The following is a 24,560-nucleotide window of genomic DNA, read 5'->3' on the forward strand; positions in this document are numbered from 1 at the left end:
GAAAGTTCTTCTCTCAGCAAAGCGATCGCTTGGGGATGCCAACAACGATTAAAAAACTTTTAATGGGACATTCTCTTCGAGGAGATGTGGATTTGAATCATTACGACTTTCAGGATAAAGCTATGACCAATACTAACCCTATACCCAATACAAACTTTCTCGAATCCATAATATTTTAAAATATTTTTTGTATTTAAAGATTTCGATTTTTTATTATGATACTTGTGAACAGCCATTAGGCTAACCGTAAAATTAAACTACTTTTTCAAAATAAAAATATAAAAATAAAATACAAAGTAGTTTAATAATTTAGCTTCCGACTCCGCAAATCTTTCTCAATTCAGCTGGTGGTTTATACGCCTTTGGATTCATTGCCTTAACAACTTCTTCTGGCCACTCATGTTCTTGCATCACTTCAGGTCTCATTATGTAGACTGGAATACCACCGCACTGTATCTGAGCATTCAGCGTTGGACCTCCAGTGTAGGAGTGGAAGTTCGGATTCTTGTAGCCAAGGTGATTCCACTTCACTGGAATGGAAGTATGATTTGTGAATTCGAGTTCTTCTATAGCTTTGATAACCGCATCGATATCATCTGGATTGCCGACCTTTTCCATTGCTTCCTTAACTCTGAACATCTCTGAGTAGTAGTAATGAGCGGATGTGTCTAAAGATATGCCCTTGGCATGCAGTGCCTTAACCACTGGAAGCGTTGTTGGACTAATCGCGGGCATTCCTTCATAGTCGTAGTTCATTGCAATTGTTCCAAGGCTTGCTCCACCAGTGAGGTTCCACTGGGCCATCCACTGAGCGGTTCCACCGAAGAATGCAATTGGAATATTTCTTGCACTCGAAGAAGCCCACTGTTTTGTTAGCGTAACTGTGTCTGTATACCAGCTTGAAAGCACGAATATAAACTCTGCCTTGTTGGCTGCAATCTGTTCAAGCACCGGCAGGAAATTCTTCTCCATTACTGCAGCATGTGCGACGTAGACTACTTGCAACCCAAATTCATCCTGCACCCATTGTCGCATTGGCTTGCTTTCGATTACTCCGTAGGGCGTATCAAACTTACAGCCCTCTCTTGCACATTTTGTCCAAGCAGCATCTTCAAGAATCAATGCAACTCTCTTTGCCCCTATAACATTCTTTGCTATATCGAAGAACCATTTAGCAACGTTATAGTTCAAGTCGGGATCAGGCGGTAGATTTCTGAAGTAGAACTTATACTTGTCATAGTCTTTCATAACTTTAAGTGTGGTGTCCATTCCTGCTTGGGATGCGAAGACTATGTGTGGATGAGATGGATACATTTTCGCACCTTCATCGATTATTGCGTATACTTCTTCAGAAACACCTTCAACAAAGACAACCTTGCACTTCTTTTCTATTACCGCACTTCTATAAGCTGTAATTGCGAGATCGACTTTTCTCTGAGTATCTTCATGATAGAAGACAAGTTTTCTACCCATTATACCTCCCTGAGCATTTATCTGGTCTACTGCGAATCGAATTGCTTCTACATCTGCCTTGAATGCTGGGACTCTTGGATCAAATAGAGCACAAATTGCTATGGGTTCAGCTGATACCGGCGGCGGTGTTGGAGTTGTTACAGGCGTCGTCACAGCTGGCGGGGTAGTTTCTGGAGGAGTGGTAACAACAGGTGTTGTTACAATCGGAGTAGTTACTGGCGGCGGTGTTGGAGTGGGCGTAGGTGTTGGAGCCTGTTCAGCACATCCAAGGAAAGCTATGACCAATACTAACCCTATACCCAATACAAACTTTCTCGAATCCATAATGTTGTTCATTTTACCGTATATTTAAGATTTTTGGTTTCACATGTTTTATCTAATTCTTATGGAATTTCATAAACTATGCCTTACAGACCAATCTACAATATCAACGAAAGGAGATTTTTAGGAACTTTTTCCCTATTTTGGCCCCAAATTAAATCTTTTTGAAAGGTAGATGAACTTAAAAGAGCGGGCCCGGCGGGATTTGAACCCGCGACCTGCAGCTTAGGAGGCTGCCGCCATATCCGTGCTAGGCTACGAGCCCCCTTAAGAACTAAGGATTTACTTAGTTTTATGAGTCTTTTGGTTCTAAACTCAGCTTGTATTCCCAGAGAGCATAGGCAACATATAGTATCAAAAAGGCTAAAATCATGATTCCAAGGTTTGTAAGCCAATCTGCTGAAAATTCAGCCTCAAACGGTTTTGGATGAAGTGGAGAGAAGAAGCCCGCAACATAACTGAATGGAACTGTTACGAAAGCAATTATTAGATAAATTGATGCTACGCGAGCCTTATCTGTTTCTACGGCGTTTCTAAGCGAGAAGTAAATCGCGTATACGAAAAGAAGCAGTAGGACGATTATTTCTCTTATTTCGAACCAATTGAAGTAAGCACCCCAGGTTACTTTAGCCCAAATTGCCCCGCTTAGAAAAGCTGCGAGAGCCATTGAAAATCCATATTTAGCAGAAACGTAAGCTAAAAGATCTCTCTTTGATTCTCCACTTCTTAGATAGATTACTGCGGATGCAAATGAAACTGTAAAGGCGGCATAGGCAGTTATTGCAGCTGGAACATGTAAAAAGACTATCCTATGGCTCTCTATTTTTGCTGGTATTGTGTATGCATTGTATAATCCATAGATTAGCAGGAGAAGGCCTATTAACGCGAGCAATTTTGCAAATTTTGGCATGGGCAAAGTTATCATAGGGCTTAAAAAACTTTTTTAAGTCGCAGCAAATTGTTATTTATGGAAGTTAAGAAGATCTTCGTAGCACTTTCGGCTCTCTTTTTGTTATCTTGCTACTTTGGATACCTCTTGGCCGAGATATACCCCGAATACGCAAGACGAGAAATCGAGATCATGAAGGAATTTCTAAAAAATTTTTCTTCTCAGGATATCCATCCATTAGTCATTTTTACCATAATAGTCCTGAATAATAGTATAAAGTCCTTTGTTGCGATGGTTTTGGGAATTCTGCTTGGCGTGGCCCCAATTCTGTTTGTAATGATAAATGGGACAATAATCGGTATCTTTGCCAAAATTTTCGGGGATGAAATTGGAACAACGTCTTTTGTTCTCAAAATACTGCCTCATGGAATTCTTGAAATTCCTGCAGTGATTTTGGCTTCGAGTTATGGCGTATGGCTTGGAAGTGAGTTCCTTAGAGACAGAAAAAATATTGATAAGCATCTGAGATTCGCTGCGAACAAATTTGTAAAAATCGTTCTACCAATGCTAATAATTGCTGCGATGATCGAAACCTATTTAATCGTAACTTCAACCTAATCTACTTTGTTCAACCCCCTTGAGATCATAGAAATCTAAACCCTTAGCATAAACTTCTTCGTCGACTCTGTAGCCTTTATTTGTCTCTTCTAGGTCTTTTATTCTGAAAAACCTCCATTTCTTTCTCGGCAGTTTTAAAGCCACTATTTCTTCAGCTCCAAACGCTTCTGAGAACTTTTTTAGCTTTTCAATTTCTTCTTCGGACATATAGAGAGGCAAAGAAGCTCTCATTTTCACTTCTATAGCCAAAAACTTCTTTCCATTTCCCGCAACAATATCAGGGCAAGGAAAATGCGAAACACCACTTCCAGCAACCCTTACTGCTGCAAAACCATTTTTCCATAGCTCTTCAATCAGATCCCTTTCGAATCGAGAACCCTTACTTTTCATTAATCTTCTAAACACTTAATAAGTTATTTTACTTTACGATTAAGATGGCAAGAGAAAGTAAGATATAGTTCCAAAAACCCTTGTTACTATATGAGAATAGGAGACGTCATGACAAAAAACGTTGTTATGGTTGATTATGCAACCAGAGTGAAGGATGTCTGCAGAATTATGGGTGAAAAGAAGATTGGAAGTGTTGTTGTTACAAAAGAAGGAAAGCCATTCGGGATATTTACTGAAAGAGACTTACTATCTAAGGTTTTGCTCTCTGGAAGTCTTGAGGAGGAAGTTGGCAAATACTCTTCTTCGCCCCTCATCGTAGTATCCCCTGATTACGATGTCAAAGAAGCGGCAAAAATAATGGCAGATATGAAGATCAGAAGACTGCTTGTAATGGAGGATGGCGAGATAAAGGGGATTTTCACATCTTCTGATTTGGTTAGAATTCTCGGAAGGTGAAGACATGGATAAATTAAATTGTGTTGTATGTTACAGAGAACTTAAAACTAAAGATCAAAACAAGGAGTGGCGTGAGTGTTTCTTTTGCAAAAAGCCGGTTTGCTTTGATGACGTTCGTTACGTTGGAGTCTGGAAAAAGGGCCTATACAGCGAATTTATTGAAGTTGTGCCAGTTTGCAAGAATTGTAAACCAAAGAAATGGGGGTAAAACGTGGAATTCAAAACCATCAATTTTAAAGACAAGAAAGGACGAGAAATAATTATAAGAGCTTATGAAAGCAAAAAGGATCGTGAAGCTCTTGTGAATATGTATGTGAACTACCATCCAGAGGACAGATCCTTAGGATTGCCCCCTGTTGGCAGAAAGGCAATTGAAAACTGGATCAGCCACATTGAAAAAAATGGTTTTTCAATCGTCGCAGAGCATGATGGAAAAATCATTGGTCATTTAGCTATAGTGGAAGACGAAAAAAATCCCGGGGTTGTTGATTTGGCAATCTACCTTGCAAGAGAATATCAGAATCAGGGGATTGGGACTCAGATGGTGCAGGCAATAATCGAATATGCGAAAAATAGAGGCTATAAGAAGATCACACTTGTCACAGATAGACTGAACTGGAGAGCCATAAGGGTTTACAGAAAATGTGGCTTTCAGACTGTTCTTGCGAGCTACGAACTTTACATGGAACTCCCGCTGACATGATATCAAAGTCCAAGATATTCAATTAACTCCTCTATGCAGACATTCTCCTCTACGAGCTTCCTCATCATAACAAGCTTTTCTTTGCTCATCCTCATCTTACCAAATTTCTCCTGAATTCTTGATAACGTTGTAGCGGTATCCTCTTTTGCGAGCAAAACCGCAACGCCGTGCTGTTCCGCAAGGCTTAAAACATGGCTCGAAGGCTCAAGATTGCCAGTGGCAATAATGCATTTCGCACCGCTCTCAATTGCGAGAGTTATCAAATCGCCACGATCTCCACCCGTGATCAGGGCGTAATTTCTCGCAGATCTCAGATACGACAGTGCAGTTTCGGTCTTCATTGCTCCAACGAGAACCTGCTCTACGTGTTCATCTTTTTCTGGATGAACAAGATATTGACCTCTGATAACCTCTGCAAGATCGCTAACACTCATCCCGATTAAGCTTGAGTCCTTTGGAATTGCACCAATAAGTTCAAGATTATGCCTTTTAAGGATCTCATTCGCAATAAAGTCGATGTACGCTCTCTTGTATCCGAAAACCTGATTTAGTATGACTTTCTGCAACCTTTCCTCAAAAACTCTTTTGGCAAATATCAGTTTATCAACCGCAAAATCCTCGAATTTCGATACCATTAGGACTTTTGAATCAAGCAATTTTGCTAATTGAACATCGCATATTCCCATAGATGCACCGACAAGGTAGTTATGGGAGCCTTCAATCAAAACTACATCCTTATCCGACTGTTCTCCAAATCTATCCAGAATTTTCCTCCTAAGCTCCTCAGGATTTTCGGAAGCTACGAAATCTGTATATGGGCGGTCAAGGACTATTGCGCATGCATTTTTGATCCCTAAGACGTTCTCAGCAAGATTTGCATCTTCATCACAAATGCGGTCGCCAATTCTTATAGCATTTATTCCAAATGCTTTAAAGTAGCCCACATTATACCCTCTATCTTTGAGAGTTAAAGCAAGAGACAGCGTAATCCCACTTTTACCCGAAAAGCTTTCTGTCGAAGAAATCATTAGCTTTTTCATTTCTTCACCTCCAAAAGCATTCGAAAATCAACCGCAACGCATCCCTTTTCAAAGACTTTTAAAGGATTGATTTCCATTTCAGAAATTGGATAATCCATACTCAGTTGAGAGAATCTGACGATTGTTTCAGCCAGAGAATTTATATCAAGCATCTTTTCTCCCCTTATACCTTTAAGTAGGGCAAAGGATTTAACGCTTTTTATCATTTCATGAGCATCCTTAATGCCAATTGGAGAAATTCTAAAAGCAACATCTTTGAAGACCTCCACGTAGATCCCACCGAGTCCGAACATGATCACGTTGCCAAATTGTGGATCCTTTTTCATTCCTATTATTACTTCTCTGCCTCCCTTTACCATCTTCTGCACGAGAACACCCTCAATTCTTGCTTCAGGCATGTAACTCTCAACTCTTGAGACTATTTCGTAAAAACTGCTCCTGACTTCCCCTCTACTAACATCGAGCTTAAGTGCTCCAATGTCGCTTTTATGAATCACATCTGGAGAGACTATTTTCATAGCGACAGGGTAACCGATCTTTTCAGCGATCCTCTCCGCATCGTCAGCATTCCTTGCAATTCCCCATGGAGCGGTCGGTATGCCATAGCATTCAAGAAGTTTCATACCCTCAACTCCGACAAATCTTGCTCCGGAACTAATGAATTCAGAGAAGATTCTATCAGCTTCCTCTCTATCGACTTTAAAACTCTCGAATTCTTTTTCGCTGAAATCAAATTTCGAGTATTTCTCCACAGCTGAAATTGTTTTCACAGCCCTTGTTGGATCAAAGAAATTTGGAATACGATGATTTATCAAAATTTCCTCATTTTTTTCATCGATCCCCATGAAACAGCAAAAAACTGGCTTTTTAACCGAGATAACACTCTCAACTGCCCTTTGAAAGTCAATCTGAGCGGTTGGAGCAAGAATTGCAAGAAGTGTGCCTACGTTTCTGTCTTTAGCTACTACTTCGAGAGCCTTGGAGAATCGCCCAGTGTCCGCATCACCCAAGATGTCTACAGGATTGTAGAAGTTGGCAGACGGTGGTAAAAAATTCTTAAGAGCATCTATTGTTTCTTTGCTAAGCTCAGCAAGCCTTAAACCATAAATCTCTACTGCATCCGAAGCCATAACTCCGGGACCGCCTGAGTTTGTGATGATCGCTATACTTCCCGCTCTTCTGTTCTTTGATAATGCAAAAGCGTAGTCGAAAAGCTCCTCAACAGTTTCAGCAACGATAATTCCGCATTGCTCAAAAGCGGTCTTGTAAACCTCATAGCTACCCGCAAGACTTCCTGTATGGCTTGATGCAGCCTTTGCACCACTTTCTGTCTTTCCAGCTTTCATTACCACGATCGGTTTTTGTTTTGCAACTTTTTTTGCAGTTTCCATAAACCTCCGCCCATCCTGGATTCCCTCAACGTAGAGCATTATCACGTCAGTTGCGGGATCTGTTGCTAAATAATTCAAAAAATCTGCCTCGCTCAATACAGCCTTGTTTCCCAAGCTGACAATCTTGCTAAAGCCGAATTTTGTCTTAAGCGCCCACAAAATAACCGCCAAGATAAATGCTCCTGATTGACTTAGGAATGCAACGTTGCCCGCTTTTGGCATAATTTCGCTGAAGGTTGCATTCAGTCCGATTTCAGCATTTATCATCCCCAAGCAATTCGGACCGAGCAGGTTTATATGGTGCTTTTTTGCAATCTGAATCAATTCCATTTCAAGCTTTGCACCCTCAACCCCGACTTCTCTAAAACCTCCAGAGATCACGATTACGTTTCTGATTCCCCGAACACCGCACTCATCTACAGCCCTTGCTACCAAGCTTGCGGGAACAGCAACGACTACAAGATCCACGATTTCAGGAATCGAAGATATCGATGGATAACACCTAATTCCTTCGATTTCGGCATATTTAGGGTTTACTGCATATAATCTACCGCTAAAACTCTTTAAATTTTTCAGGATTACGTTTCCAACTTTTCCTTTTTCCGCTGAAGCTCCGATTACTGCAATGCTTTTTGGGTAGAAAAAAGATTGCATCAAATTAAAAAATGCGAAACGTTTTTAAAAATTTTTCTGGGTAATTAAAGTTTTGATATTACATTTTTATAAGAAAAGTTTTTTGTTCCAAGCTCAGCAAAAAGTGCATGGAACTCGCAATTCCTGACAGAATCTTATATGAGACAAACGTTTACACAATCGAAAACGATTTCAAAGCAAAGACCGGCAGAGTTAGAATAACTGAAGATCGAGTCCTGTTCGAGAGCAAAGAAGATATAAAGATTGCGTACATTTCTGCCATTAAAACAATCAAGATAAGAAAAGAGAGCAAACTGGGTTTCTTAATCGCTGGAGTGATCTTTGTTCTAACCTCTGCTCTGCTATATTCGTTTGCATTTGGTATTGACTCATTTATCTCCGCAATACTATTCTTTGTTCTTCCCACGCTGATGCTTGCAGTAGGGCTTCTCCTTATATACTGGTGGAAGCTTACAAAGTCGAATGTATTGATTCTCTCAATGGATTTTGGCAAAGATGTCGAAATCAGGAGTAATAATTTTAGCGAACTCGTTGAAATAGCCAATGCAATAGAACTCGTCCGAATAGGAGCGGTTAGAAAGCTACCAAAAAAGATTGAGGAATCTAAAACTTTAAGCTATCTATAAAAGCAAGTCTCTTCGGAATGGGCGGATGCGTGGAAAGGAATTCCTGAATTGGAGAAACCTTTTCTTTCTTTAATCTTTCGATATCCATCCTCGTAATGGGTTCTGCAACCGCGTTAACGAGAGCGTATATAAATAGCGTTCTGAATCTGCTTTCAGCAATTTCAGCTTTCACTGATGGGTATCTATAGTAGAAGTAGTGTATCTTTGCCAAGCTTCTCTGCATTGCATCTTTTCCGGCAACAAAGACACCTTCAGTATCTGCAAAGTATTCCCTGAGTCTGCTGAACGCCAAAACGAGAACCTGAATGACGAAGGAAACAACCACCGCTAAAATGCCCACAATTGCAAGCTGTCCACCTCTTCTATCGCCCCCAGAAGAGCGAATTAGCATGTAGCCCAAATAGAAAATTATCGATGGGAGCAAGCCCAGCAGGAGCATGAAGAGATTATCTTTGTGTTTGTGATGCCCTACTTCGTGTCCAATGACCGCCATGAGTTCATCTCTTGAGAGCATATTTACCAAAGCATCGGATACTGCAACAAATTTCCCAGTCAAGAAGTTTCCATATGCAAAGGCATTTGGCGGGCTGTGGACAACCATAGCCTTTGGAGGTTTCACTCCAAGCATGACGGATGCTTCGTTAACCAATCTCTGCAGTTCTTCGCTTTTCTTTGCACCATAGCTCAGATTGATCAAATATGGAGATAGCAGGTAAATCAGCAGATTAATAGCTACAATGAAGGCAATGAGTGCGTAGAAGTCAATGTATAGCTCAGTAACTGCCAAGATTAGGTAGATTATGCCTGCGGACATGCCGAGTATAAGCACGAGTAGCAAAAACATAGAAGTGTATAGCGAAAATTTACCCGCAACTCTTCCAGCTACCTTTGGTGCAACAGTGCTTGCCAAGGCAAACATTACAAGGTATCCGAGGATTGCCAAGACCCAGTATAGTGGATCGAATATCAGGAACATATTGAAGTTTGAATTCTGCTGTTAAAAAACATTTCGATGCTCAAAATGGACTTTGAAGAGAATTTTAGAGAAATTAATAACAGAAGTTAAAATTTCAACTCTTCTGAAAGTTTTTAAAGCGTTGTTGATCTTTTGGATTGTGCTTAAAATAGCTATTTCAACGCCTTACTTTCCCCCACATATCGGAGGGGTAGAAGAGCACGTAAAAAACCTTATGGAGAAACTAAAGGAACGTGGTTATAAAATCAATGTTATTTCATCTATCGGCTCAGATATAACTGTTCCATGCATAAAAATACCCTACTCGCCGATTCCAATAACTTTTCCACATATTAAGGCAGACTTGTATCATTCGCATGTTCCCTCACCGTTCTTTGCCAGTAAATTGGACAAAGTCGCAAAAAAGGAACGAAAACCGCATGTTATCACCTACCACAACGACGTTATTGTGCCAAGCAAGGTGAACGGGTATGGCATCCCAAGATTCCTCGGAAGAGCTGTTGAGAAAATCAATGATTCCATAGTTAACCGATTGCTTGATAGAGTGGATTTGATAATAGCGACAACAAGGAGCTATGCGGAAACCTCTCCAATTCTTTCAAAATTCATCGATAAAGTAAAGGTTGTCCCGAATGCGGTCGATCCAAATGAATTCAAGCCCGGGATCGATGCGGGGCAAAGAGAGCCAGTGGTGCTTTACGTTGGCAGGTTGGTTGCCTATAAAGGTGTTTCAACGCTTATAAAGGCGATGGCAGAGGTTCAGAAAGAAGTTGATGCTAAACTCGTAATCGTGGGCGATGGAGAGGACAAAAAAGGATTTGAAAAACTTGCTGAAAAGCTAAATGTAAAGGCGGTCTTTACAGGGAGAGTTCCGAAGAAAGATGTTGTTTATTGGATGCAGAAAGCGAGAGTTCTTGTGCTACCATCTTTTTCAAGATTAGAGGCATTTGGAATTGTTTTGCTTGAAGCGATGGCATGCTCAACGCCGGTGCTTGGAGCAGATACTCCCGGGGTTGCGGAAGTGGCTTCATATGGTGGTTTCACGTTTAAAAACAACTCTGAGCTTGTTGAAATCATAAATGAGCTACTCAGCAATGATAAGCTTGCAACAAAGCTTGGAAAAATGGGCAGAAAGGCAGTGGAGAAGAAGTTCAACTGGAATACTGTGGTTAACGAGATTGAGAAAATCTACTTCGAGCTTCTGGGTTGAGTGGCTTGGAAAAGTTTATATAATTATTAAATTAACTAAGTCATTTCATGAATGCGGTTCGCCTAATTCTCTCGCTCGCAATAGTCCTCATTATAGGAATTGCTGGCTCATATTTCACTTCGCAGTCTGTTAAAACTTGGTATCCTACACTTCAAAAGCCATTCTTCACACCACCAGACTGGCTTTTTGCTCCCGCATGGACTACGCTTTACATTCTAATAGGTTTGGCTTTGTATGTCTGCTGGCAAAATGGATTCTGGAAAAACTCAAGGCTTAGGTTTTTCTTCTTCTTACAGCTTGCACTAAACTTTCTGTGGTCTCCGCTCTTCTTTGGTTTTCAGAATCCACTGCTTGGCTTAATTGACATCTTAACCCTTGACATCGCAGTGATTGCGACAATATCTCTAATGCTAAGGCATTCAAAGCTTGCTACAGCCCTCATGCTCCCGTATCTTTGCTGGATTCTCTTTGCAACCGCCTTGAACTTGGCGGTTGTAATTTTGAATACCTAATGTAGGAATAGGGCTCATAAAATATAAGGGATCTGGAATTGCATAGAGATAAAGATAAATATTTCGCTTTGAAATGTTTTTATATGATTGCCGAAGTTCTCTCAAAAATCCCCATTGAATTATGGAACGAAATAGTTCGAAGAGAGCCAGAATGGTTGTTTATGGAGGAATTTCTTCGTTTGGGTTTTGGTAAATTTGCGGTATTAATGGTTTCAGCAGGTTTGAACGATTTTCAGTTAAAAGGTAGGGCTGAGAAGGTTTATTGGCCAGAGATAGCAAAAAATCTGAACTTCAAAACCTTCAATTCGATATCAGATCTAAAGACTGTTCTTGGCGAATTCTACATGCATGAAAGGTTAGCGAAACAAAAGCTGAGAAGATTAGAACGCTTTTTGACAAGCAAACTTGCAGAAAAGCTTTGGAATTCCAATGCAGAAGAAGTTGCAAAAAATTTCACTGCAATTTGGCAAGAACTTGCAGAAACTATGGGGCAGGATAAAACCGCCAAAACCATAGTATTCGCAATGAAATGTCTTGGAATTGCCTTGCTGATGAGCTCGAATTCCAATTTCACTTTTGTAGCTCCAATTCCAGTTGATTACAGGATTAGAGAACTAACAAAGAGACTTGGGGTAAAAATTGAAAATGATGAGGACATTAGGAGTTTCTGGAGTAGAATTCTCATCGAGATAAGAAATAATGGTGTCGAAATAAACATGATCCATCTCGACTCATTGGCTTGGCAAATCGGAACTCTTGAAAAGCATGAAATCTTAGAATATTTTACAAAGTTGGGTATAAAGAATTTAGGTATTGAATTGGCTAAACTTCTGCTGAGGTGAATTCTAAATGAGACTCTGTATAGCCCCCTGTGGGAGCAAAAAGATTTGGGATAGAAATCCGGATGCGGGTGCTACGAAGGCAAAAAATGCATACATTGGTAGTTTTGCAAAAACCTGCATCGAATATGCAGAAAAATTTTATCCAAACAGCTACGTTATTCTTTCAGCAAAATACGGATTTCTTTTTCCAGACGAGTTGATCCCTGAGAACTATAACGTAACGTTCAAAGATCCAAATACAAAGCCCATGAGTGTCGGAGAATTAAAAAGACAGGCTATAGAAAAAGATTTGCTGAAATACGATGAAATCGTAGTGATTGCGGGGAAAGACTACGTTGAAATTGTGAAAAAGGTATTCCAAAACAAAGTTATCAGAACTCCGCTGAAAGGCCTCAAGAGTATGGGTTTGATGATTTCCGCTATGAATAAAGCCATAAAAGAGGGCAAAGAACTTTAAATTGGGCACAAGATAAAAATTTCCACAGAATACCAATAATCAATTTAGGCTCTTCGCTACCTTTATAAATTCACCAGTCAGTTTTTGAGCATGATCCTTCTAAACCCCAAGAAGTTCAAAGGAGAACATTTGGACGAGAAGGCATTAAACTCAGCCAAATTTCTCTCAACTACTCTGCTCAAATAGCTCAGCTCAAGCTTAGCCTTATTCCAAATCCAAGAAGTCTCATCTTGCTTTCTTATCTCGTTGAGCACCTCAGCAAGAATTCTGTAGTGCTTGGAGAGCTTGGCTTTGCTTTTAATCTCGATGACATCAGCGAATGGAGCGAACTTCTTTTCGTCCTTAGGAGCTACATTTATTGCAGTTACAAAGTAATTCTCGCCTTTTATAACACCTCACCTCCTACATCCAAAATAATAATATTATAATAAAACTTATCCAATATCATCACAACCACAACCTCTATAAAACTAAATCCATCCAAAGAGAAAACCAAGTGCTACGATGAGGGGAGTTGGTAAGAAAACGAGGAGCGTTTTGAAGCGGTTGTAGAGAAGGCAGAAGAGAAACAAAATCCCATACTCCATAGCATTGCCCAAAAATCCAACGATTGTGCTGTAAAGCTCTGAGCGGGAAGCTACTTCTTGATTTCCAGAATGAAGAAGGAAGAAGAAGGCCATCGCGCTGACTAAAAAGAACATAAATGACCTCGACAGGATTAGCCAGTAAAATGCTCCGTAGATGTGCCGAGCTATTGCGTTAAGTCTGATTAAAATCAAGGTTGTGTTGCAATGAAAGACTGGGCGGTAATTATCAGTATAATAAAGTCATGGAACAACACTATTACTCCCCATTTAATAAAAATAAGCTCTCCAAAGATACAAACGAGAAATATTGCAATATTTGGAAGCTTTACAATGTGCTCCCGATATTTTAAGAGCAAAGAAGGTATCAACCCCAAAGCAATCAGATAAAGTGCGGTCTGAGTGATTATATCTGCTCTTAACACTCTCGAAACGATGAAAAAGGTTGCTACTATGGAAAAAATTAGAATCAATAAGTTCTCGCTTGAGGTTTTCATGCCAGCACCACTGATCTAGCAACTTTCTCCTCAATTTCAGCTTTTACTCCGTATTTATTCCATAATTCCTTCATAGATTGCATTAAGCTCTTCTTCTCTTCATCTCTTAGACTTCTCCGCTCTACGTAGAATAGAGTGGCCTTTCTACCTTCTTCAGTTATCCCAACAGCTATGAAGAAACCGTAGGGTGTTGAATCGAAGATTGGGTCTATTTTTATTAGCCTCAGATCTTCAAATTCTTCTAATTCTGCACTTGAAATTCCATTAGCAGTCACTGGAGTCGCTAAATTGCAAAGCATGACTAAAACCAGAAACAGACTAATTGTTTTCTTAGCTGTCATGCTCTCACTAAGCTATGTTGCATGCTACTAATATATAAGTTTTGCTACTTGATGACATATATGAAAATAGAAGTTTTAGATTTGAGATAAAATTCTGTAGCTTAGTAACACTTTTTAAGATAAAATTGAAAAATTACCTCTAAATTTCTTGAAACATAAAGCTTTAATTAAAGCGGACTTCGACTTGATTGGAGTCTTTAAGTCTCTTTTTTGAGATTACCTGAACTTCTGCCTTAAGACTTTCTTATCTATTTTTCCAACACTTGTCTTTGGCAATTGATCCACAAATAAGTATTTATCTGGGATGGCCCATTTTGTAATTGCACCCTGCTCTGCAAATCTCATAAGATGCTCTCTGAGTTCTGCTTCGGTAAGCTGAACACCCGGCATAGGAACAACTATTGCCAATGGTCTCTCACCCCATTTCTCGTCTGGGACTCCTACGACTGCGACTTCTCTGACTTTCGGATGCAGACTTAAAAGATTTTCAAGCGTTAATGAAGAAATCCACTCACCACCGCTTTTTATAACATCTTTGAGTCTATCAACGATTGTTATATAGCCCTCTTCATCAATCACCGCAATATCGCCAGTGTGAAGCCAGCCACCCGCCCAGAGCTCCTTTGTCTTAGCTTCATCCTTCAAATAGCTCTCTGTAAGCCATGGTGCCCTCACAACGATCTCTCCCATTTCCTTTCCGTCTGGCTTAACGTCGGTCATGTCTTCTCTGACCACTCTTGCGTAGACAAGCGGGAATGGTATTCCAGTTTTGACAGAAAGCTTAACAAGTTCTTCTTCACCAAGATCAAGCAAATGCGGTTTTATGAATGCTCCAGTGAGTGCGGGGCAGGTTTCGGACATCCCATAAGCAGCCATTGTGTATATTCCCTTCTCTCTTGCTCTTTTAGCCAAACCTTCTGGAAGCTTAGATCCGCCGATGAGCACCTTCCAGCCATTGAATTTGAAGCCCTCAGGCAAGTTGTCAACGATCATTTGCAGAATTGTTGGAACGCAGTGGGAATAAGTCACACCTTCAGTAAGAACAAGCTTTACTATCATCTGTGGCTCATATCTGCCTGGATAGACGTGCTTATAACCAAGTAGCCACATCATTATGGGTATTTCCCAGCCATGGACATGGAATAGCGGTGTCAGAGGCATGTAGACTTCTTTATCGCCCAATAAACGCAGAGGGGAGCGATAGCCAGTCATTGCAATGCAACCGGCAAGTGCGTGTAAAACGAGTTTTCTGTGGGTAAACCAAACCCCTTTCGGACGTCCTGTGGTTCCAGTAGTGTAGCTGAGCGTTGCCATCGTGTTTTCACTGAAATCTGGGAACTCGTAGTCTTTGCTGGCTTTCTTTATTAGCTCTTCGTATTCCAGATCTGTAAGCTTCGTTTCAGGCATCGTGTCATCGGTCATCACGATATAGTGCTTTACAGTCTCAAGCTTGTCAGCCAATCTCTCCATTAGTGGAATAAAGTCCTTGTAAACCAGAACCACCTCATCTTCCGCATGTTGCATCGTATAAAGCATGTCTTCGGGGCTGAGTCTTACATTCACCGTATGCAACACAGCACCCATTCCGGGTATTGAGAAGTAGCATTCAAGGTATCTGTGCGAATCCCAATCCAGAACTGCTACTTTAGTTCCCTTTTTAACTCCAAGTTCCTCCAATGCACTCGCAAATTTGTGCACTCTTTTGTAAAGGTCTCTATAAGTGTAACGATGTATGTCTCTGTAAACTATTTCCTGTTTTGGCGCATAATTCACTCCAGTTTCCAAAACATGCTTCATCAAAAGCTGGTAGTCATATGCTTCCATGAGTATCATTACCATCTACACATTTTAAACATTTCGAAATTTAACAATGAAATATTTAGGGGAAGTTTTAGAATAAAAAATATTCGATTAACCTTTTGTGACTCCAAGCGGAATAAGTTTCGCTACAAGTGTTGAAATTCCCGCTCGATGTACAACATCTACAACATCATCACTTATCTTATAAGCTTCCGGTGCTTCTTCAGAAAGCAATCCTTTTTCAGCGGATCTGACATATATTCCCTTCTTTTCAAGATTTTGCCTAACGACATTATCTCTCATTCTTCTTTTTGCTTCTGCCCTGCTCCAGACTCTTCCACTGCCATGACAGGTACTACCGAAGGTTTCCTGCATAGCCTTTTCAGTTCCAACGAGCACGTAGCTTGGCGTCCCCATGCTTCCAGGAATCAAAACTGGCTGACCTACATCGCGATAAATTGCTGGGACTTCGCTTCTTCCTGCAGAGAAGGCTCTTGTTGCACCTTTTCTGTGAACACAAACCCTCACTTTTTTACCATCCAGCACGTGTTCCTCAAACTTTGCAATGTTGTGAGCAACATCGTAAACAACGTCAAGCCCCAGATCTTCTTCGCTCATCTTGAATACTTTTCTAAAGCTTTCCCTTACCCAGTGGGCGATAATCTGTCTGTTACACCACGCAAAATTCGCACTTGCAGCCATTCCTGCAAAGTAATCTTCTCCTTCTTTGCTCTTTATCGGTGCACAGGCGAGTTGTCTGTCTGGTAGCGAGATGTTGTATTTCTTCACAGCTCTGTCTAGGACTTCTAAAAAGTCCGTGCAAACCTGATGTCCCAGTCCACGGCTTCCACAATGAATCATCACGGTAACAGTTCCTTCTTCAAGTCCAAATACCTTAGCGACTTCTGGATTATACACTTTCTCCACGTATTGAACCTCGAGAAAGTGATTTCCACTGCCAAGAGTGCCGAGCTGTGTTCTTCCACGATCCCTTGCCCTTCTGCTCACAACTTCCGCTCTTGCTCCGGGCATTGCTCCGTTTTCTTCGCATCTTTCCAAGTCTTCCTCGGTCCCATAGCCATTTTCGAGAGCCCATTTTGCCCCCGAAACGAAGATCTCGTCAAGTTCTTTATCTTTTAGCGTTATCTTACCCTCACTACCAACCCCGGATGGAACTGCGATGAAAAGGGTATCAATGAGCTCTTTTATTTTTGGTTTAACTTCTTCGACTTTCAAATTGCTCCTTAGCAAACGAACGCCACAGTTTATGTCAAATCCAACTCCGCCAGGAGATATAACTCCTTCTTCAACATCGAAACCTGCTACACCCCCTATCGGGAATCCATAACCAACATGCACATCCGGCATCACAAGCGAGGCGAGCCTTATCCCCGGCATTGTAGCAACGTTCGCTGCCTGCTCAACTGCATCTTTTTCCAGATCCTTCATCAATTTTCTGCTTATGTAGAAGTAAGCAGGAACTCGCATTCCTTTCTTGTAGTCCTTGCTCAGCTCCCATTTATAATCTGTAATCTTTTTGAGAACATCCTCCATGAAGAGAATGCTCAAGACGACTTATATTACTTTCCGCATTTTAGCAGCCAAGAGAAAAGCAATCTTTTTTGGTATAGAAATAATTTTAATAAGTAATTATTTTGCTACCAACATTTTACAATCTCGTGCGCAACTTTAGCTGAAAAGAGTAATTGCAAAAAAGAAATTTTAACAATATAGGAAAATTTTATTTATCATTTAACCAAATCCTACACATGAAAATTATACAGAGCGTTCTTGAAACTTCGGACGAAGGAGACAAGATTCTGATTTCATTTCGGATATTTACAGTTTCTATACAGTATCTTCATGGTTATCGGAAAGATTTGGAGAAATCTTCTGGATTTTGTGGACGGATGCGTCGGTTGAGCGTATAAATCACTTTGCCAAAAAATATGGATTCCCTAAATCCGGTGAAGCTTTGCTCGTGGCTACCGAAAAAGACTGTGTTTACCTTCAAAGCATATATAAATTGGACTTAAGCGAGGTAAAGGAAATAAAAAATTTCATTCCAGAAAATAGACTAGTCATTTCTTTTGGTGTAAATTTCCTTCCAATCTACAGCCACGACATTTCAAAGGCCATTGAAGCGTTAATCGAGATTGATAGGGGAATTTTAATCACTGCAGTTGTTGGAAAAGCTCCAGAAGAGCTTTTGACTTTCCACGACGTATTTATCGAAATTATTAAAAGCGAAGACTCATTTATCGCATATCATAATTATGTAGCCAAACTCACGTTTTCGATGAAGGGAGGCGTTACAGTCGTAAGCGACAATTTAGAACGTTGAGGAACTTTTATAATTCACAAGATTCGCATATTTCTTAATGGATTTGCTTCAGCAAATAAGAGAACTTGAAGAAGAAATAAAAAGGACACCCTACAATAAGGCTACAGAACACCATGTGGGTAGATTAAAGGCAAAGCTTGCGAGACTTAGAGAAGAGCTTGAAAAAGAAAAACTAAAGAGTGCAAGACAGCAGGCAATTTCGATTAAAAAGGAAGGTGATGGGACAGTAGTACTTGTCGGTTATCCTTCTGTAGGTAAATCTACACTTTTAAACGCCCTTACTGGAGCAAAAAGTGAGGTGGCAGATTACGATTTTACGACTAAAAAGCCAGTTCCTGGAGTATTGGAGTATAAACATGCAACAATTCAGATAATCGATATGCCTGGAATACTGGAGGGCGCAGCAAGTGGAAGAGGGAGGGGAAAAGAAGTAATCTCTGCTGTGAGAATTGCAGATCTCATAGTGATCGTCGCAGATGTTTTCAGGCTTGAAACAATAGACATAGTCAAAAAGGAACTATATGAAGGAGGAATCCGGTTGGATCAAAAACGTCCTGATATAGTTATCAAAAAGAGAGAGCGGGGAGGCATAAAAATTACTTCTACTGTTCCATTAAGTCTTGATGAAAAAACGATATCGGAGATTATGAAGGAATACCGAATTCACAATGCAGAGGTTGTATTCAGAGAAGACGTGACAGTTGATAGGCTTATAGACGCTTTGGTTGGAAACAGAGTCTATATCCCCTCGCTTGTGGTCATAAATAAGATCGATCTAATGGATGTGGAATGTGATGGAATAAAGATTTCCGCAGAAAAGGGCATAAATCTGGAAAAGTTAAAAGAGGAGATCTATAGAAAACTTGAGTTTGTCAACATATACCTCAAGCCACCCGGGGAAAAGGTGGCGGATAAACCGATGGTATTAAGAAAGGGGGCAAAAGTTGAAGATGTCTGCAGAAAGCTACACAAGGATTTTGTTGATAAGTTCAGATATGCAAGAGTTTGGGGAAAATCGGTCAAATTTGAGGGGCAAAGAGTTGGATTAGACCACGTGCTATGCGATGGTGACATCGTTTCGATTTATGCAGACTGATTTCACGTTTTTGTAAAAACCGGTAAAAACTTATAATCTGAGTAGACTTTCTTAATTTGGTGATGCAAATGAGAAAGATTGACGAAAAGGAGTTCGTAAATTTGATAAGAAGCGATAGGCTGGTAGTAGTGGACTTCTATGCGGACTGGTGCATGCCGTGCAGGTATCTGAGCCCAATACTTGAAAAACTTTCGAAAGAATACAAGGATGTGGAGTTTTACAAGCTTAACGTTGACGAAAACCAGGAACTTGCATTTGAATACGGAATTTCGAGCATACCAACTGTGCTATTCTTCAAGAAAGGACAAATAGTCGGTGGTTTTGTGGGGGCTATGCCAGAGAGTATGGTCAGGGAGGAAATTGAGAAAGCAATGGCACTATGATCTTTTTAAAACAGATTTCAAAGTCAATGGACTGCAACAGCATATTCGAATGCTTTTTTGGACTTAATTCACAGGATGTAAGGGTGTATTTTGCCCTTCTTGATGGTCTTGAGAAGGTTGAGGATCTTAGCTCTGCGCTTAGAAAAAAGGAGATTTCAGTATACAGGTCACTGCAAAAATTAATGATTGCGGGATTGGCTTACCGAGAAAAAAAGATGTTACCGGGAGGCGGATACTACTTTGTATATAAAGCTATGCCTAAGGAATTCGTAGCTCGGGAGATAGAGTCCCTGATGAATTCATTTTGCGAACAGGTCCGAATTTTTCTGAGGGATTTCCTTGCAGATCGCAGTTCTCAGCTGTAAGGGGTGTGGAAGTTGTGATAGAGTATGCCCAGTGCCAGAGGCTATAATCCGAGAAGGAGGAAAAGTTGTCCGAATTAACCCGGAGAAATGCAATGGGTGTTTGATGTGCGTGAAAACGTGTCCATACAGAGCTTTAATGGCAATGGATTAGGAATGGAGTTTTTGAATGATGATTTGCTTACTCTTGTCGAAAAATACAGCTCAAAAGGGATTATTCCCGATGAAGAACTGAATGAAGAGATCGCAATCAGACTGGAATTTCTAAAATTGGCAATTCCAGTAAAAGGGAGCGAAAAATCTCTGGCTTGGACAGCGAGAGAATTTGGTTCTGAAATGGAAATACCCTATGTGGTAAGATTTTACTTTTTGAACGGAAAAAACTGGAGAAAGGCCATAGAAGAATATTTTAAGGTAATAGGGGAGAGAAATCCTGGTGAATTTATTGAGATTTTTCGGGAGATCGTTAATAGAGCTAAAAATTTGATCATATGCGCAGAAGACATTGTAGATATTGCCATGAGGCATAAAAAAGAACCTGGGGCATTAATTTCTGAACTAAAGGGATCTGGATTGATAAGTCCGAGTATGGGATGTGGTGGCCTTGGAAATGTAAAGGCACCGCTTTATGAGATAAACAGATTTTTCGCAATACTCTTAAAAATCGAAGATTAATTTAAGTGTGCTAATCGCCCTTTCGGTTCATGGAGAAGATAAACCGGGACTCGTTCATGCGGTCGCAAAAGCTTTGGCAGGCTGTAATGCAAACATTGTAGACATTGAGCAAACAGTTCTTCAGGGAATCTTTGCAATGTTCATAGTGGCAGAAGCAGAGAACTTGGATTGTGTTGAGAAAAAGGTTCGCGAACTCTGTGATCAGCTCGGGGTAAAGATAACTCTGAGCCCCTTTGAGAGGAAAAAGTTGAAAGAAAAGAATTTATATGTTATAAATGTCCTCGGCAAAGATCGAATCGGACTCGTGCGCGATATTACTGAAGTTTTACTGAAGTTTGGCATAAATATAGAAAGAACGAGTTTAACTGCAAGAGATAAACTGATCTCAATCGAATTTCTTGTGGATATGGGCGATGCAAATCTTTCTAATCTTAAAAGGGAGCTTTTAAAGGAAGGTGAAAAGCTTGGCCTTGATATTGTTGTTCAGGATTACGAGTCCGCGACCAAGGAAAAAAGATTGATCGTTTTTGATCTTGATTCAACACTAATTGAAGTTGAGATCATCGATGAACTTGCAAGAGAAGCAGGCGTGGAAAAGGAAGTGAAGGAGCTCACACAAAAAGCGATGAATGGTGAAATGAGTTTCAAAGAGGCTTTAAGGGAGAGAGTAAGGCTTCTCAAGGGATTACCTGTCGAAGTTCTGGAAAAGATTTATTCTCGAGTGGAGTTTACTGAAGGTGCTAAAGAATTGATTTCAGCTTTAAAAAGGGCAGGATATAAAATTGCGGTTGTAAGTGGGAGTTTTACGTATTTTACAAACAGAATAAAAGAAGAACTTGGGATAGACTACGCATTCGGAAATGAACTTGAAATAGTTGATGGAAAGCTTACTGGGAATGTGGTAGGTAGAATAATAGATGCAGAGGAAAAAGCAAGAATAGTTGAGGAAATTGCAAGAAAAGAGGGGATTAAGATCGAGAACGTTGTCGCAGTCGGAGATGGAGCAAATGACAGGATCATGATTGAAAGAGCGGGACTTGGAATTGCTTTTAACGCTAAAAATGTTCTAAAAGAGATTGCAGACGGGAATATATCAAAAGATAACATAATAGGCATTGCGGGCATCCTTAAACTACCCTCTGAATTTAAAAAACGATTATGAAACAAATTCTGATTATATATGTAGTAACTTTTTGTATAAAATTAATTGCATATTATTTTTCTAATGTTACTGCGATTCTCGCAGATGCATTGCATTCGATTGTGGACATAGTGCTTCTGATTTTGTTGGCAACCGCTTCAAGGGCTTCAGAGCGAAAAGCTGATGTTTTGCATCCAATGGGACACGGGCTCATAAAGAATGTCTCATCGCTCGTAGTTTCAGTTACCTTCATCACCGTTTTAGCCCTCGAACTATTCCGGGAGGGTGTAAATAAAATCTTCAATCCCGCTGAAAGTTATAATAATCTTGAAATAGCTATAATTGCAGAATTCACGGTTTTGGGGCTTCTGCTGTTGGGAACAGTTTTGTATATGAGAAAAAGTGGTGTAATAAACAGAACCGTGATGTTTGAGAGCTTAAACGACTCTCTTTCCACAATTGCAGCGATTTTAGGTATTTTTGCAATTTCAATTGGCCATTTATACTTTGATGGCATTGCAACTATTTTGATCGCGACACTCATAGCAATTAACTCTTTTAGACTTTTAATTGATAACGCAAAATTCCTCATAGGGCTTTCACCGCCCGAAGAGTTCTACAGCGAGGTCGAAAAGTTTTGCAATGAGATGGGGCTCAAAGGTGTGCATGACATGGTTGCTTTATACATTGATGAAGGGGCGATTCATCTGGACATGCATGTTACTGTGGATAAACAAATGAGCGTTGAGAAGGCGGACGAGCTGATTGAAAGTTTCACAGAAAATCTGAAAAGGAGATTTCCAAACATAAAACATGTTTCTATACACCTCTGCACACATACGGGTGAGAGGAGAAAATTTTACTGATTAAAGCTAAATACTGGAGAAGATTAGTATTCACTATGCGAACAATCTTCTGGAAAGACTCTGTGTGGCTCATAGATCAGACAAAGCTACCTGAAAAAGAAGAATTAATATCCTGTAAAAACGTCGAGCAGCTAATAGATGCGATAAAAAAACTTGCTATTCGAGGTGCTCCAGCACTTGAAGCAGCCGGGGCTTATGGTATTGCTCTTGCATCTTTTGAGAGAGATTTTTCAAGTTTGGAGGAAATGAAACATTATTTAATTGAAAAAGCCAGGCTAATCGCTTCTGCAAGACCAACTGCCGTAAATCTGTCAGTAGGTGTGTATAGAGTTCTTGAAAAGGCACTCAATGGTATTAGCGTTGAGGAAGTAAGAGAAATTGCGTTAAAAGAGGCAGAAAGAGTTGCTGAGGAAGACATTGAGAGAAACAAAAAAATAGGCAAAAACGGAGCCAAGTTGCTTGATGATGGTGATGTAGTTCTCACTTTCTGCAACACCGGCAGACTTGCTACAGTGGACTGGGGAACTGCTTTGGGGGTTGTTCGATCTGCAATACAGGAAGGCAAAAGAATAAAAGTCTTCGCCTGTGAGACGAGACCACTCAACCAAGGTTCGAGGCTTACATGCTATGAGCTTATGAAAGATGGAATCGACGTAACTTTGATCACGGATTCTGCAGTAGGAATTGTTATGAGTAAGGGACTTATAGACAAGGTTATCGTCGGAGCAGACAGAATTGTGAAGGATGGTGTTTTTAACAAGATCGGCACATTTACTCTTGCCATTGTTGCAAATTATCATAAAGTCCCATTTTACGTTGCAGCACCAAAAAGCACGTTTGATCTTGCCAAAACTTCAAAAGAAGTCTTAATCGAGGAAAGAAGTAGAGATGAGCTGATATATTGTGGTAACAGACTGCTTGCTCCAAAAGATGTGAAAGTATACAATCCAGCATTCGACTTCACACCACTGAGTCTCATTAGCGCCATAATCACTGAAGAGAAAATTTTTTATCCTCCTTATAATTTTTGAAATTCGATGGAAAGGTATTTATCCCCAAAAAAAGAATATATCTTTGCCGATGATGACTGATGGGCGATCTGAGTTGTGATGAAAAAGAGAGTCTGAGGTCCAATTTTCTCAAGTAAATTTAATTAATTTGCAGTAACCTCTTTATCAGATGCACAGCAGACTTAAAGATCTCGTAGATCGCTACATGAACTCTGTTCCAGAGATAAGATTTCACTGCGAAAGATGCTTGAAAACAGAGAGATACGGTGGCAACGTAGTTTTAATGATCATCGACTCAGCATTCGTTTCCATCGGAGTCAATTACTTCAAAGTAGTCGTTCCAAAAGTTTTGGAGTTCAAGAGAACCTTCAACAAAATTAAAACTTTGAAAGATCTGGCAAATTCAGATGTTCAGGAGCTGAGAAAAGTTTGGAAGAATTTAAGATCGTGGAATGTTGCTTTAGATGTGGCCAAATTTCTTTCGAATCTAAATAAAGATGATAGAGCGTCTTTGAGAACTTGGGCGCAAAATTCAAGTTTAGAAAATTGGAAAGAAGACCCAATAGGAAAAATTAAAGGCGTTGGACTGGTCACGTATCAGTATCTTAGAATGATGGGCGGTGTAGATACGGTAATGCCTGACAAAATCGTTAAAAGGGTGATAAACGAAATTCTCAGTTCTGCTGGATTCGAAACAGTCGAAGAGGACTTCGAGTTCATAAAGACGGTTGAAAAAATTGCTAAAATTTGCAATTATCGTCCCATAGAGCTTTGTTGGATGACTTGGCTTGTGAACTTCGACGATGAGAGTAGAAAAAGATATCTAAGTATGCTGTATGAGCTATAACTTCCAGATTTTACATGTTAGTTTGATTGGAACAGCAAAATTTAAATGACATAGAA

The 24,560-nt window shown here is 40.1% G+C and carries 32 protein-coding genes and 1 tRNA gene; 20 read left to right on the forward strand and 13 right to left on the reverse strand.

All coding sequences use genetic code 11. The features are described from left to right. Positions 1-309: 309 nt before the first annotated feature. The 3 genes from QXI54_00005 to ccsA form a co-directional block, all read right to left on the reverse strand. Positions 310-1,797, reverse strand: coding sequence for an ABC transporter substrate-binding protein (locus QXI54_00005; protein ID MEM0301539.1), 1,488 nt, complete (start codon positions 1,795-1,797; stop codon positions 310-312). 187 nt (positions 1,798-1,984) lie between these two features. Then, positions 1,985-2,059, reverse strand: a tRNA-Arg gene (locus QXI54_00010). Between the two features lie 27 nt (positions 2,060-2,086). Next, positions 2,087-2,704 carry a cytochrome c biogenesis protein CcsA gene (gene ccsA, locus QXI54_00015; protein MEM0301540.1) on the reverse strand — a complete coding sequence of 206 codons (618 nt, stop codon included), beginning with the start codon at positions 2,702-2,704 and terminating at the stop codon, positions 2,087-2,089. A 57-nt stretch (positions 2,705-2,761) separates the two neighbouring features. Between ccsA and QXI54_00020 the strand changes: the two genes are divergently transcribed. Beyond that, the gene (locus QXI54_00020; protein ID MEM0301541.1) at positions 2,762-3,301 is read left to right on the forward strand and encodes a stage II sporulation protein M; all 540 of its coding nucleotides are present in this window, start codon (positions 2,762-2,764) and stop codon (positions 3,299-3,301) included. Here the strand turns inward: QXI54_00020 and hjc are convergent. Then, positions 3,293-3,691 carry a Holliday junction resolvase Hjc gene (gene hjc / locus QXI54_00025; protein ID MEM0301542.1) on the reverse strand — a complete coding sequence of 133 codons (399 nt, stop codon included), beginning with the start codon at positions 3,689-3,691 and terminating at the stop codon, positions 3,293-3,295. The two genes, QXI54_00020 and hjc, sit on opposite strands and share 9 nt — an antisense overlap. 90 nt (positions 3,692-3,781) lie before the next feature. Between hjc and QXI54_00030 the strand changes: the two genes are divergently transcribed. Genes QXI54_00030 through QXI54_00040 form a run of 3 tightly spaced genes read left to right on the forward strand, consistent with a single transcriptional unit; the run spans position 3,782 to position 4,850 of the window. After that, positions 3,782-4,147, forward strand: a complete 366-nt coding sequence (locus tag QXI54_00030; GenBank protein MEM0301543.1) for a CBS domain-containing protein — start codon at positions 3,782-3,784, stop codon at positions 4,145-4,147. A gap of 4 nt (positions 4,148-4,151) precedes the next feature. Beyond that, positions 4,152-4,355 carry a hypothetical protein gene (locus QXI54_00035; protein ID MEM0301544.1) on the forward strand — a complete coding sequence of 68 codons (204 nt, stop codon included), beginning with the start codon at positions 4,152-4,154 and terminating at the stop codon, positions 4,353-4,355. A 3-nt stretch (positions 4,356-4,358) separates the two neighbouring features. Then, on the forward strand, positions 4,359-4,850 hold the full coding sequence (locus QXI54_00040) for a GNAT family N-acetyltransferase (protein MEM0301545.1): 492 nt from the start codon (positions 4,359-4,361) through the stop codon (positions 4,848-4,850). 2 nt (positions 4,851-4,852) lie between these two features. On the opposite strand, the gene QXI54_00045 is transcribed toward QXI54_00040, so the two are convergent. Both QXI54_00045 and QXI54_00050 read right to left on the reverse strand, forming a co-directional pair. Next, on the reverse strand, positions 4,853-5,890 hold the full coding sequence (locus QXI54_00045; protein MEM0301546.1) for a DRTGG domain-containing protein: 1,038 nt from the start codon (positions 5,888-5,890) through the stop codon (positions 4,853-4,855). After that, entirely contained in the window at positions 5,887-7,935 is a 2,049-nt protein-coding gene (locus tag QXI54_00050; GenBank protein MEM0301547.1) for an acetate--CoA ligase family protein, read from the reverse strand. The genes QXI54_00045 and QXI54_00050 overlap by 4 nt, the downstream gene beginning before the upstream one ends. 107 nt (positions 7,936-8,042) lie before the next feature. Here QXI54_00050 and QXI54_00055 point away from each other — a divergent pair, with 107 nt between their 5' ends. Further along, a complete protein-coding gene (locus tag QXI54_00055) occupies positions 8,043-8,561 on the forward strand; it encodes a hypothetical protein (protein ID MEM0301548.1) in 519 nt (172 codons plus the stop codon). On the opposite strand, the gene QXI54_00060 is transcribed toward QXI54_00055, so the two are convergent. Next, positions 8,539-9,537, reverse strand: coding sequence for a zinc metalloprotease HtpX (locus tag QXI54_00060; protein MEM0301549.1), 999 nt, complete (start codon positions 9,535-9,537; stop codon positions 8,539-8,541). The two genes, QXI54_00055 and QXI54_00060, sit on opposite strands and share 23 nt — an antisense overlap. Positions 9,538-9,676: 139 nt before the next feature. On the opposite strand from QXI54_00060, the gene QXI54_00065 reads away from it, so the two are divergent. The 4 genes from QXI54_00065 (at position 9,677) to QXI54_00080 (ending at position 12,558) form a co-directional block, all read left to right on the forward strand. Continuing rightward, positions 9,677-10,747, forward strand: a complete 1,071-nt coding sequence (locus tag QXI54_00065) for a glycosyltransferase family 4 protein (GenBank protein MEM0301550.1) — start codon at positions 9,677-9,679, stop codon at positions 10,745-10,747. 47 nt (positions 10,748-10,794) lie between these two features. Then, on the forward strand, positions 10,795-11,259 hold the full coding sequence (locus QXI54_00070; protein ID MEM0301551.1) for a TspO/MBR family protein: 465 nt from the start codon (positions 10,795-10,797) through the stop codon (positions 11,257-11,259). Between the two features lie 83 nt (positions 11,260-11,342). Further along, positions 11,343-12,101 carry an N-glycosylase/DNA lyase gene (locus tag QXI54_00075; GenBank protein ID MEM0301552.1) on the forward strand — a complete coding sequence of 253 codons (759 nt, stop codon included), beginning with the start codon at positions 11,343-11,345 and terminating at the stop codon, positions 12,099-12,101. A 7-nt stretch (positions 12,102-12,108) separates the two neighbouring features. Continuing rightward, entirely contained in the window at positions 12,109-12,558 is a 450-nt protein-coding gene (locus tag QXI54_00080) for a hypothetical protein (GenBank protein ID MEM0301553.1), read from the forward strand. 77 nt (positions 12,559-12,635) lie between these two features. Here the strand turns inward: QXI54_00080 and QXI54_00085 are convergent, their stop codons facing one another. From QXI54_00085 to QXI54_00110, 6 genes are all read right to left on the reverse strand, one after another. After that, positions 12,636-12,812 (reverse strand): hypothetical protein, encoded by a 177-nt coding sequence (locus QXI54_00085; protein MEM0301554.1) that lies wholly within the window; start codon positions 12,810-12,812, stop codon positions 12,636-12,638. Positions 12,813-13,028: 216 nt separating this feature from the next. Next, positions 13,029-13,259, reverse strand: a complete 231-nt coding sequence (locus QXI54_00090) for a hypothetical protein (GenBank protein MEM0301555.1) — start codon at positions 13,257-13,259, stop codon at positions 13,029-13,031. A 74-nt stretch (positions 13,260-13,333) separates the two neighbouring features. Next, the gene (locus tag QXI54_00095; GenBank protein MEM0301556.1) at positions 13,334-13,639 is read right to left on the reverse strand and encodes a hypothetical protein; all 306 of its coding nucleotides are present in this window, start codon (positions 13,637-13,639) and stop codon (positions 13,334-13,336) included. Further along, positions 13,636-13,980 carry a hypothetical protein gene (locus tag QXI54_00100; GenBank protein ID MEM0301557.1) on the reverse strand — a complete coding sequence of 115 codons (345 nt, stop codon included), beginning with the start codon at positions 13,978-13,980 and terminating at the stop codon, positions 13,636-13,638. The genes QXI54_00095 and QXI54_00100 overlap by 4 nt, the downstream gene beginning before the upstream one ends. Positions 13,981-14,196: 216 nt before the next feature. Continuing rightward, on the reverse strand, positions 14,197-15,804 hold the full coding sequence (locus QXI54_00105) for a fatty acid--CoA ligase (GenBank protein MEM0301558.1): 1,608 nt from the start codon (positions 15,802-15,804) through the stop codon (positions 14,197-14,199). Positions 15,805-15,891: 87 nt separating this feature from the next. Beyond that, on the reverse strand, positions 15,892-17,334 hold the full coding sequence (locus QXI54_00110; protein ID MEM0301559.1) for an RtcB family protein: 1,443 nt from the start codon (positions 17,332-17,334) through the stop codon (positions 15,892-15,894). A 215-nt stretch (positions 17,335-17,549) separates the two neighbouring features. Here QXI54_00110 and QXI54_00115 point away from each other — a divergent pair, with 215 nt between their 5' ends. The 11 genes from QXI54_00115 to QXI54_00165 all read left to right on the forward strand — a co-directional run bounded on the left by QXI54_00115 (position 17,550) and on the right by QXI54_00165 (position 24,504). After that, complete coding sequence (locus QXI54_00115; GenBank protein ID MEM0301560.1) at positions 17,550-17,711, forward strand: hypothetical protein; 162 nt, start codon at positions 17,550-17,552, stop codon at positions 17,709-17,711. Between the two features lie 50 nt (positions 17,712-17,761). Next, complete coding sequence (locus QXI54_00120; protein ID MEM0301561.1) at positions 17,762-18,124, forward strand: hypothetical protein; 363 nt, start codon at positions 17,762-17,764, stop codon at positions 18,122-18,124. 37 nt (positions 18,125-18,161) lie between these two features. Next, positions 18,162-19,220: a GTP-binding protein gene (locus tag QXI54_00125; protein ID MEM0301562.1), complete on the forward strand. Its 1,059-nt coding sequence runs from the start codon at positions 18,162-18,164 to the stop codon at positions 19,218-19,220. A gap of 62 nt (positions 19,221-19,282) precedes the next feature. Beyond that, positions 19,283-19,603 carry a thioredoxin gene (gene trxA, locus QXI54_00130; protein ID MEM0301563.1) on the forward strand — a complete coding sequence of 107 codons (321 nt, stop codon included), beginning with the start codon at positions 19,283-19,285 and terminating at the stop codon, positions 19,601-19,603. Next, entirely contained in the window at positions 19,600-19,968 is a 369-nt protein-coding gene (locus QXI54_00135; GenBank protein MEM0301564.1) for a helix-turn-helix domain-containing protein, read from the forward strand. Before trxA ends, QXI54_00135 begins: the two co-directional genes overlap by 4 nt. Before the next feature lie 31 nt (positions 19,969-19,999). Beyond that, positions 20,000-20,119: a 4Fe-4S binding protein gene (locus QXI54_00140; GenBank protein MEM0301565.1), complete on the forward strand. Its 120-nt coding sequence runs from the start codon at positions 20,000-20,002 to the stop codon at positions 20,117-20,119. Continuing rightward, a complete protein-coding gene (locus QXI54_00145; GenBank protein ID MEM0301566.1) occupies positions 20,074-20,640 on the forward strand; it encodes a hypothetical protein in 567 nt (188 codons plus the stop codon). Before QXI54_00140 ends, QXI54_00145 begins: the two co-directional genes overlap by 46 nt. Positions 20,641-20,647: 7 nt before the next feature. Continuing rightward, positions 20,648-21,802: a phosphoserine phosphatase SerB gene (gene serB / locus QXI54_00150; protein MEM0301567.1), complete on the forward strand. Its 1,155-nt coding sequence runs from the start codon at positions 20,648-20,650 to the stop codon at positions 21,800-21,802. Further along, entirely contained in the window at positions 21,799-22,647 is an 849-nt protein-coding gene (locus tag QXI54_00155) for a cation diffusion facilitator family transporter (GenBank protein MEM0301568.1), read from the forward strand. Before serB ends, QXI54_00155 begins: the two co-directional genes overlap by 4 nt. A gap of 35 nt (positions 22,648-22,682) precedes the next feature. Next, positions 22,683-23,678, forward strand: a complete 996-nt coding sequence (locus tag QXI54_00160) for an S-methyl-5-thioribose-1-phosphate isomerase (protein MEM0301569.1) — start codon at positions 22,683-22,685, stop codon at positions 23,676-23,678. 148 nt (positions 23,679-23,826) lie between these two features. Continuing rightward, positions 23,827-24,504 (forward strand): hypothetical protein, encoded by a 678-nt coding sequence (locus QXI54_00165; protein ID MEM0301570.1) that lies wholly within the window; start codon positions 23,827-23,829, stop codon positions 24,502-24,504. Positions 24,505-24,560: the final 56 nt, after the last annotated feature.

This window comes from Archaeoglobaceae archaeon, assembly GCA_038734275.1.
GTDB lineage: Archaea > Halobacteriota > Archaeoglobi > Archaeoglobales > Archaeoglobaceae > WYZ-LMO2.

Coding starts and splice junctions, on each gene's coding strand:
- QXI54_00090 (MEM0301555.1), bottom strand. CDS start 13,259: ATGTTCTTTTTAGTCAGCGCGATGGCCTTCTTCTTCCTTCTTCATTCT.
- QXI54_00155 (MEM0301568.1), top strand. CDS start 21,799: ATGAAACAAATTCTGATTATATATGTAGTAACTTTTTGTATAAAATTA.
- QXI54_00075 (MEM0301552.1), top strand. CDS start 11,343: ATGATTGCCGAAGTTCTCTCAAAAATCCCCATTGAATTATGGAACGAA.
- QXI54_00035 (MEM0301544.1), top strand. CDS start 4,152: ATGGATAAATTAAATTGTGTTGTATGTTACAGAGAACTTAAAACTAAA.
- QXI54_00115 (MEM0301560.1), top strand. CDS start 17,550: ATGAAAATTATACAGAGCGTTCTTGAAACTTCGGACGAAGGAGACAAG.
- QXI54_00110 (MEM0301559.1), bottom strand. CDS start 17,334: ATGGAGGATGTTCTCAAAAAGATTACAGATTATAAATGGGAGCTGAGC.
- hjc (MEM0301542.1), bottom strand. CDS start 3,691: ATGAAAAGTAAGGGTTCTCGATTCGAAAGGGATCTGATTGAAGAGCTA.
- QXI54_00060 (MEM0301549.1), bottom strand. CDS start 9,537: ATGTTCCTGATATTCGATCCACTATACTGGGTCTTGGCAATCCTCGGA.
- QXI54_00050 (MEM0301547.1), bottom strand. CDS start 7,935: ATGCAATCTTTTTTCTACCCAAAAAGCATTGCAGTAATCGGAGCTTCA.
- QXI54_00005 (MEM0301539.1), bottom strand. CDS start 1,797: ATGGATTCGAGAAAGTTTGTATTGGGTATAGGGTTAGTATTGGTCATA.
- QXI54_00095 (MEM0301556.1), bottom strand. CDS start 13,639: ATGAAAACCTCAAGCGAGAACTTATTGATTCTAATTTTTTCCATAGTA.
- QXI54_00105 (MEM0301558.1), bottom strand. CDS start 15,804: ATGGAAGCATATGACTACCAGCTTTTGATGAAGCATGTTTTGGAAACT.
- QXI54_00030 (MEM0301543.1), top strand. CDS start 3,782: ATGAGAATAGGAGACGTCATGACAAAAAACGTTGTTATGGTTGATTAT.
- QXI54_00045 (MEM0301546.1), bottom strand. CDS start 5,890: ATGAAAAAGCTAATGATTTCTTCGACAGAAAGCTTTTCGGGTAAAAGT.
- QXI54_00020 (MEM0301541.1), top strand. CDS start 2,762: ATGGAAGTTAAGAAGATCTTCGTAGCACTTTCGGCTCTCTTTTTGTTA.
- QXI54_00055 (MEM0301548.1), top strand. CDS start 8,043: ATGGAACTCGCAATTCCTGACAGAATCTTATATGAGACAAACGTTTAC.
- QXI54_00135 (MEM0301564.1), top strand. CDS start 19,600: ATGATCTTTTTAAAACAGATTTCAAAGTCAATGGACTGCAACAGCATA.
- ccsA (MEM0301540.1), bottom strand. CDS start 2,704: ATGCCAAAATTTGCAAAATTGCTCGCGTTAATAGGCCTTCTCCTGCTA.
- QXI54_00165 (MEM0301570.1), top strand. CDS start 23,827: ATGCACAGCAGACTTAAAGATCTCGTAGATCGCTACATGAACTCTGTT.
- QXI54_00100 (MEM0301557.1), bottom strand. CDS start 13,980: ATGACAGCTAAGAAAACAATTAGTCTGTTTCTGGTTTTAGTCATGCTT.
- QXI54_00080 (MEM0301553.1), top strand. CDS start 12,109: ATGAGACTCTGTATAGCCCCCTGTGGGAGCAAAAAGATTTGGGATAGA.
- QXI54_00070 (MEM0301551.1), top strand. CDS start 10,795: ATGAATGCGGTTCGCCTAATTCTCTCGCTCGCAATAGTCCTCATTATA.
- trxA (MEM0301563.1), top strand. CDS start 19,283: ATGCAAATGAGAAAGATTGACGAAAAGGAGTTCGTAAATTTGATAAGA.
- QXI54_00160 (MEM0301569.1), top strand. CDS start 22,683: ATGCGAACAATCTTCTGGAAAGACTCTGTGTGGCTCATAGATCAGACA.
- QXI54_00125 (MEM0301562.1), top strand. CDS start 18,162: ATGGATTTGCTTCAGCAAATAAGAGAACTTGAAGAAGAAATAAAAAGG.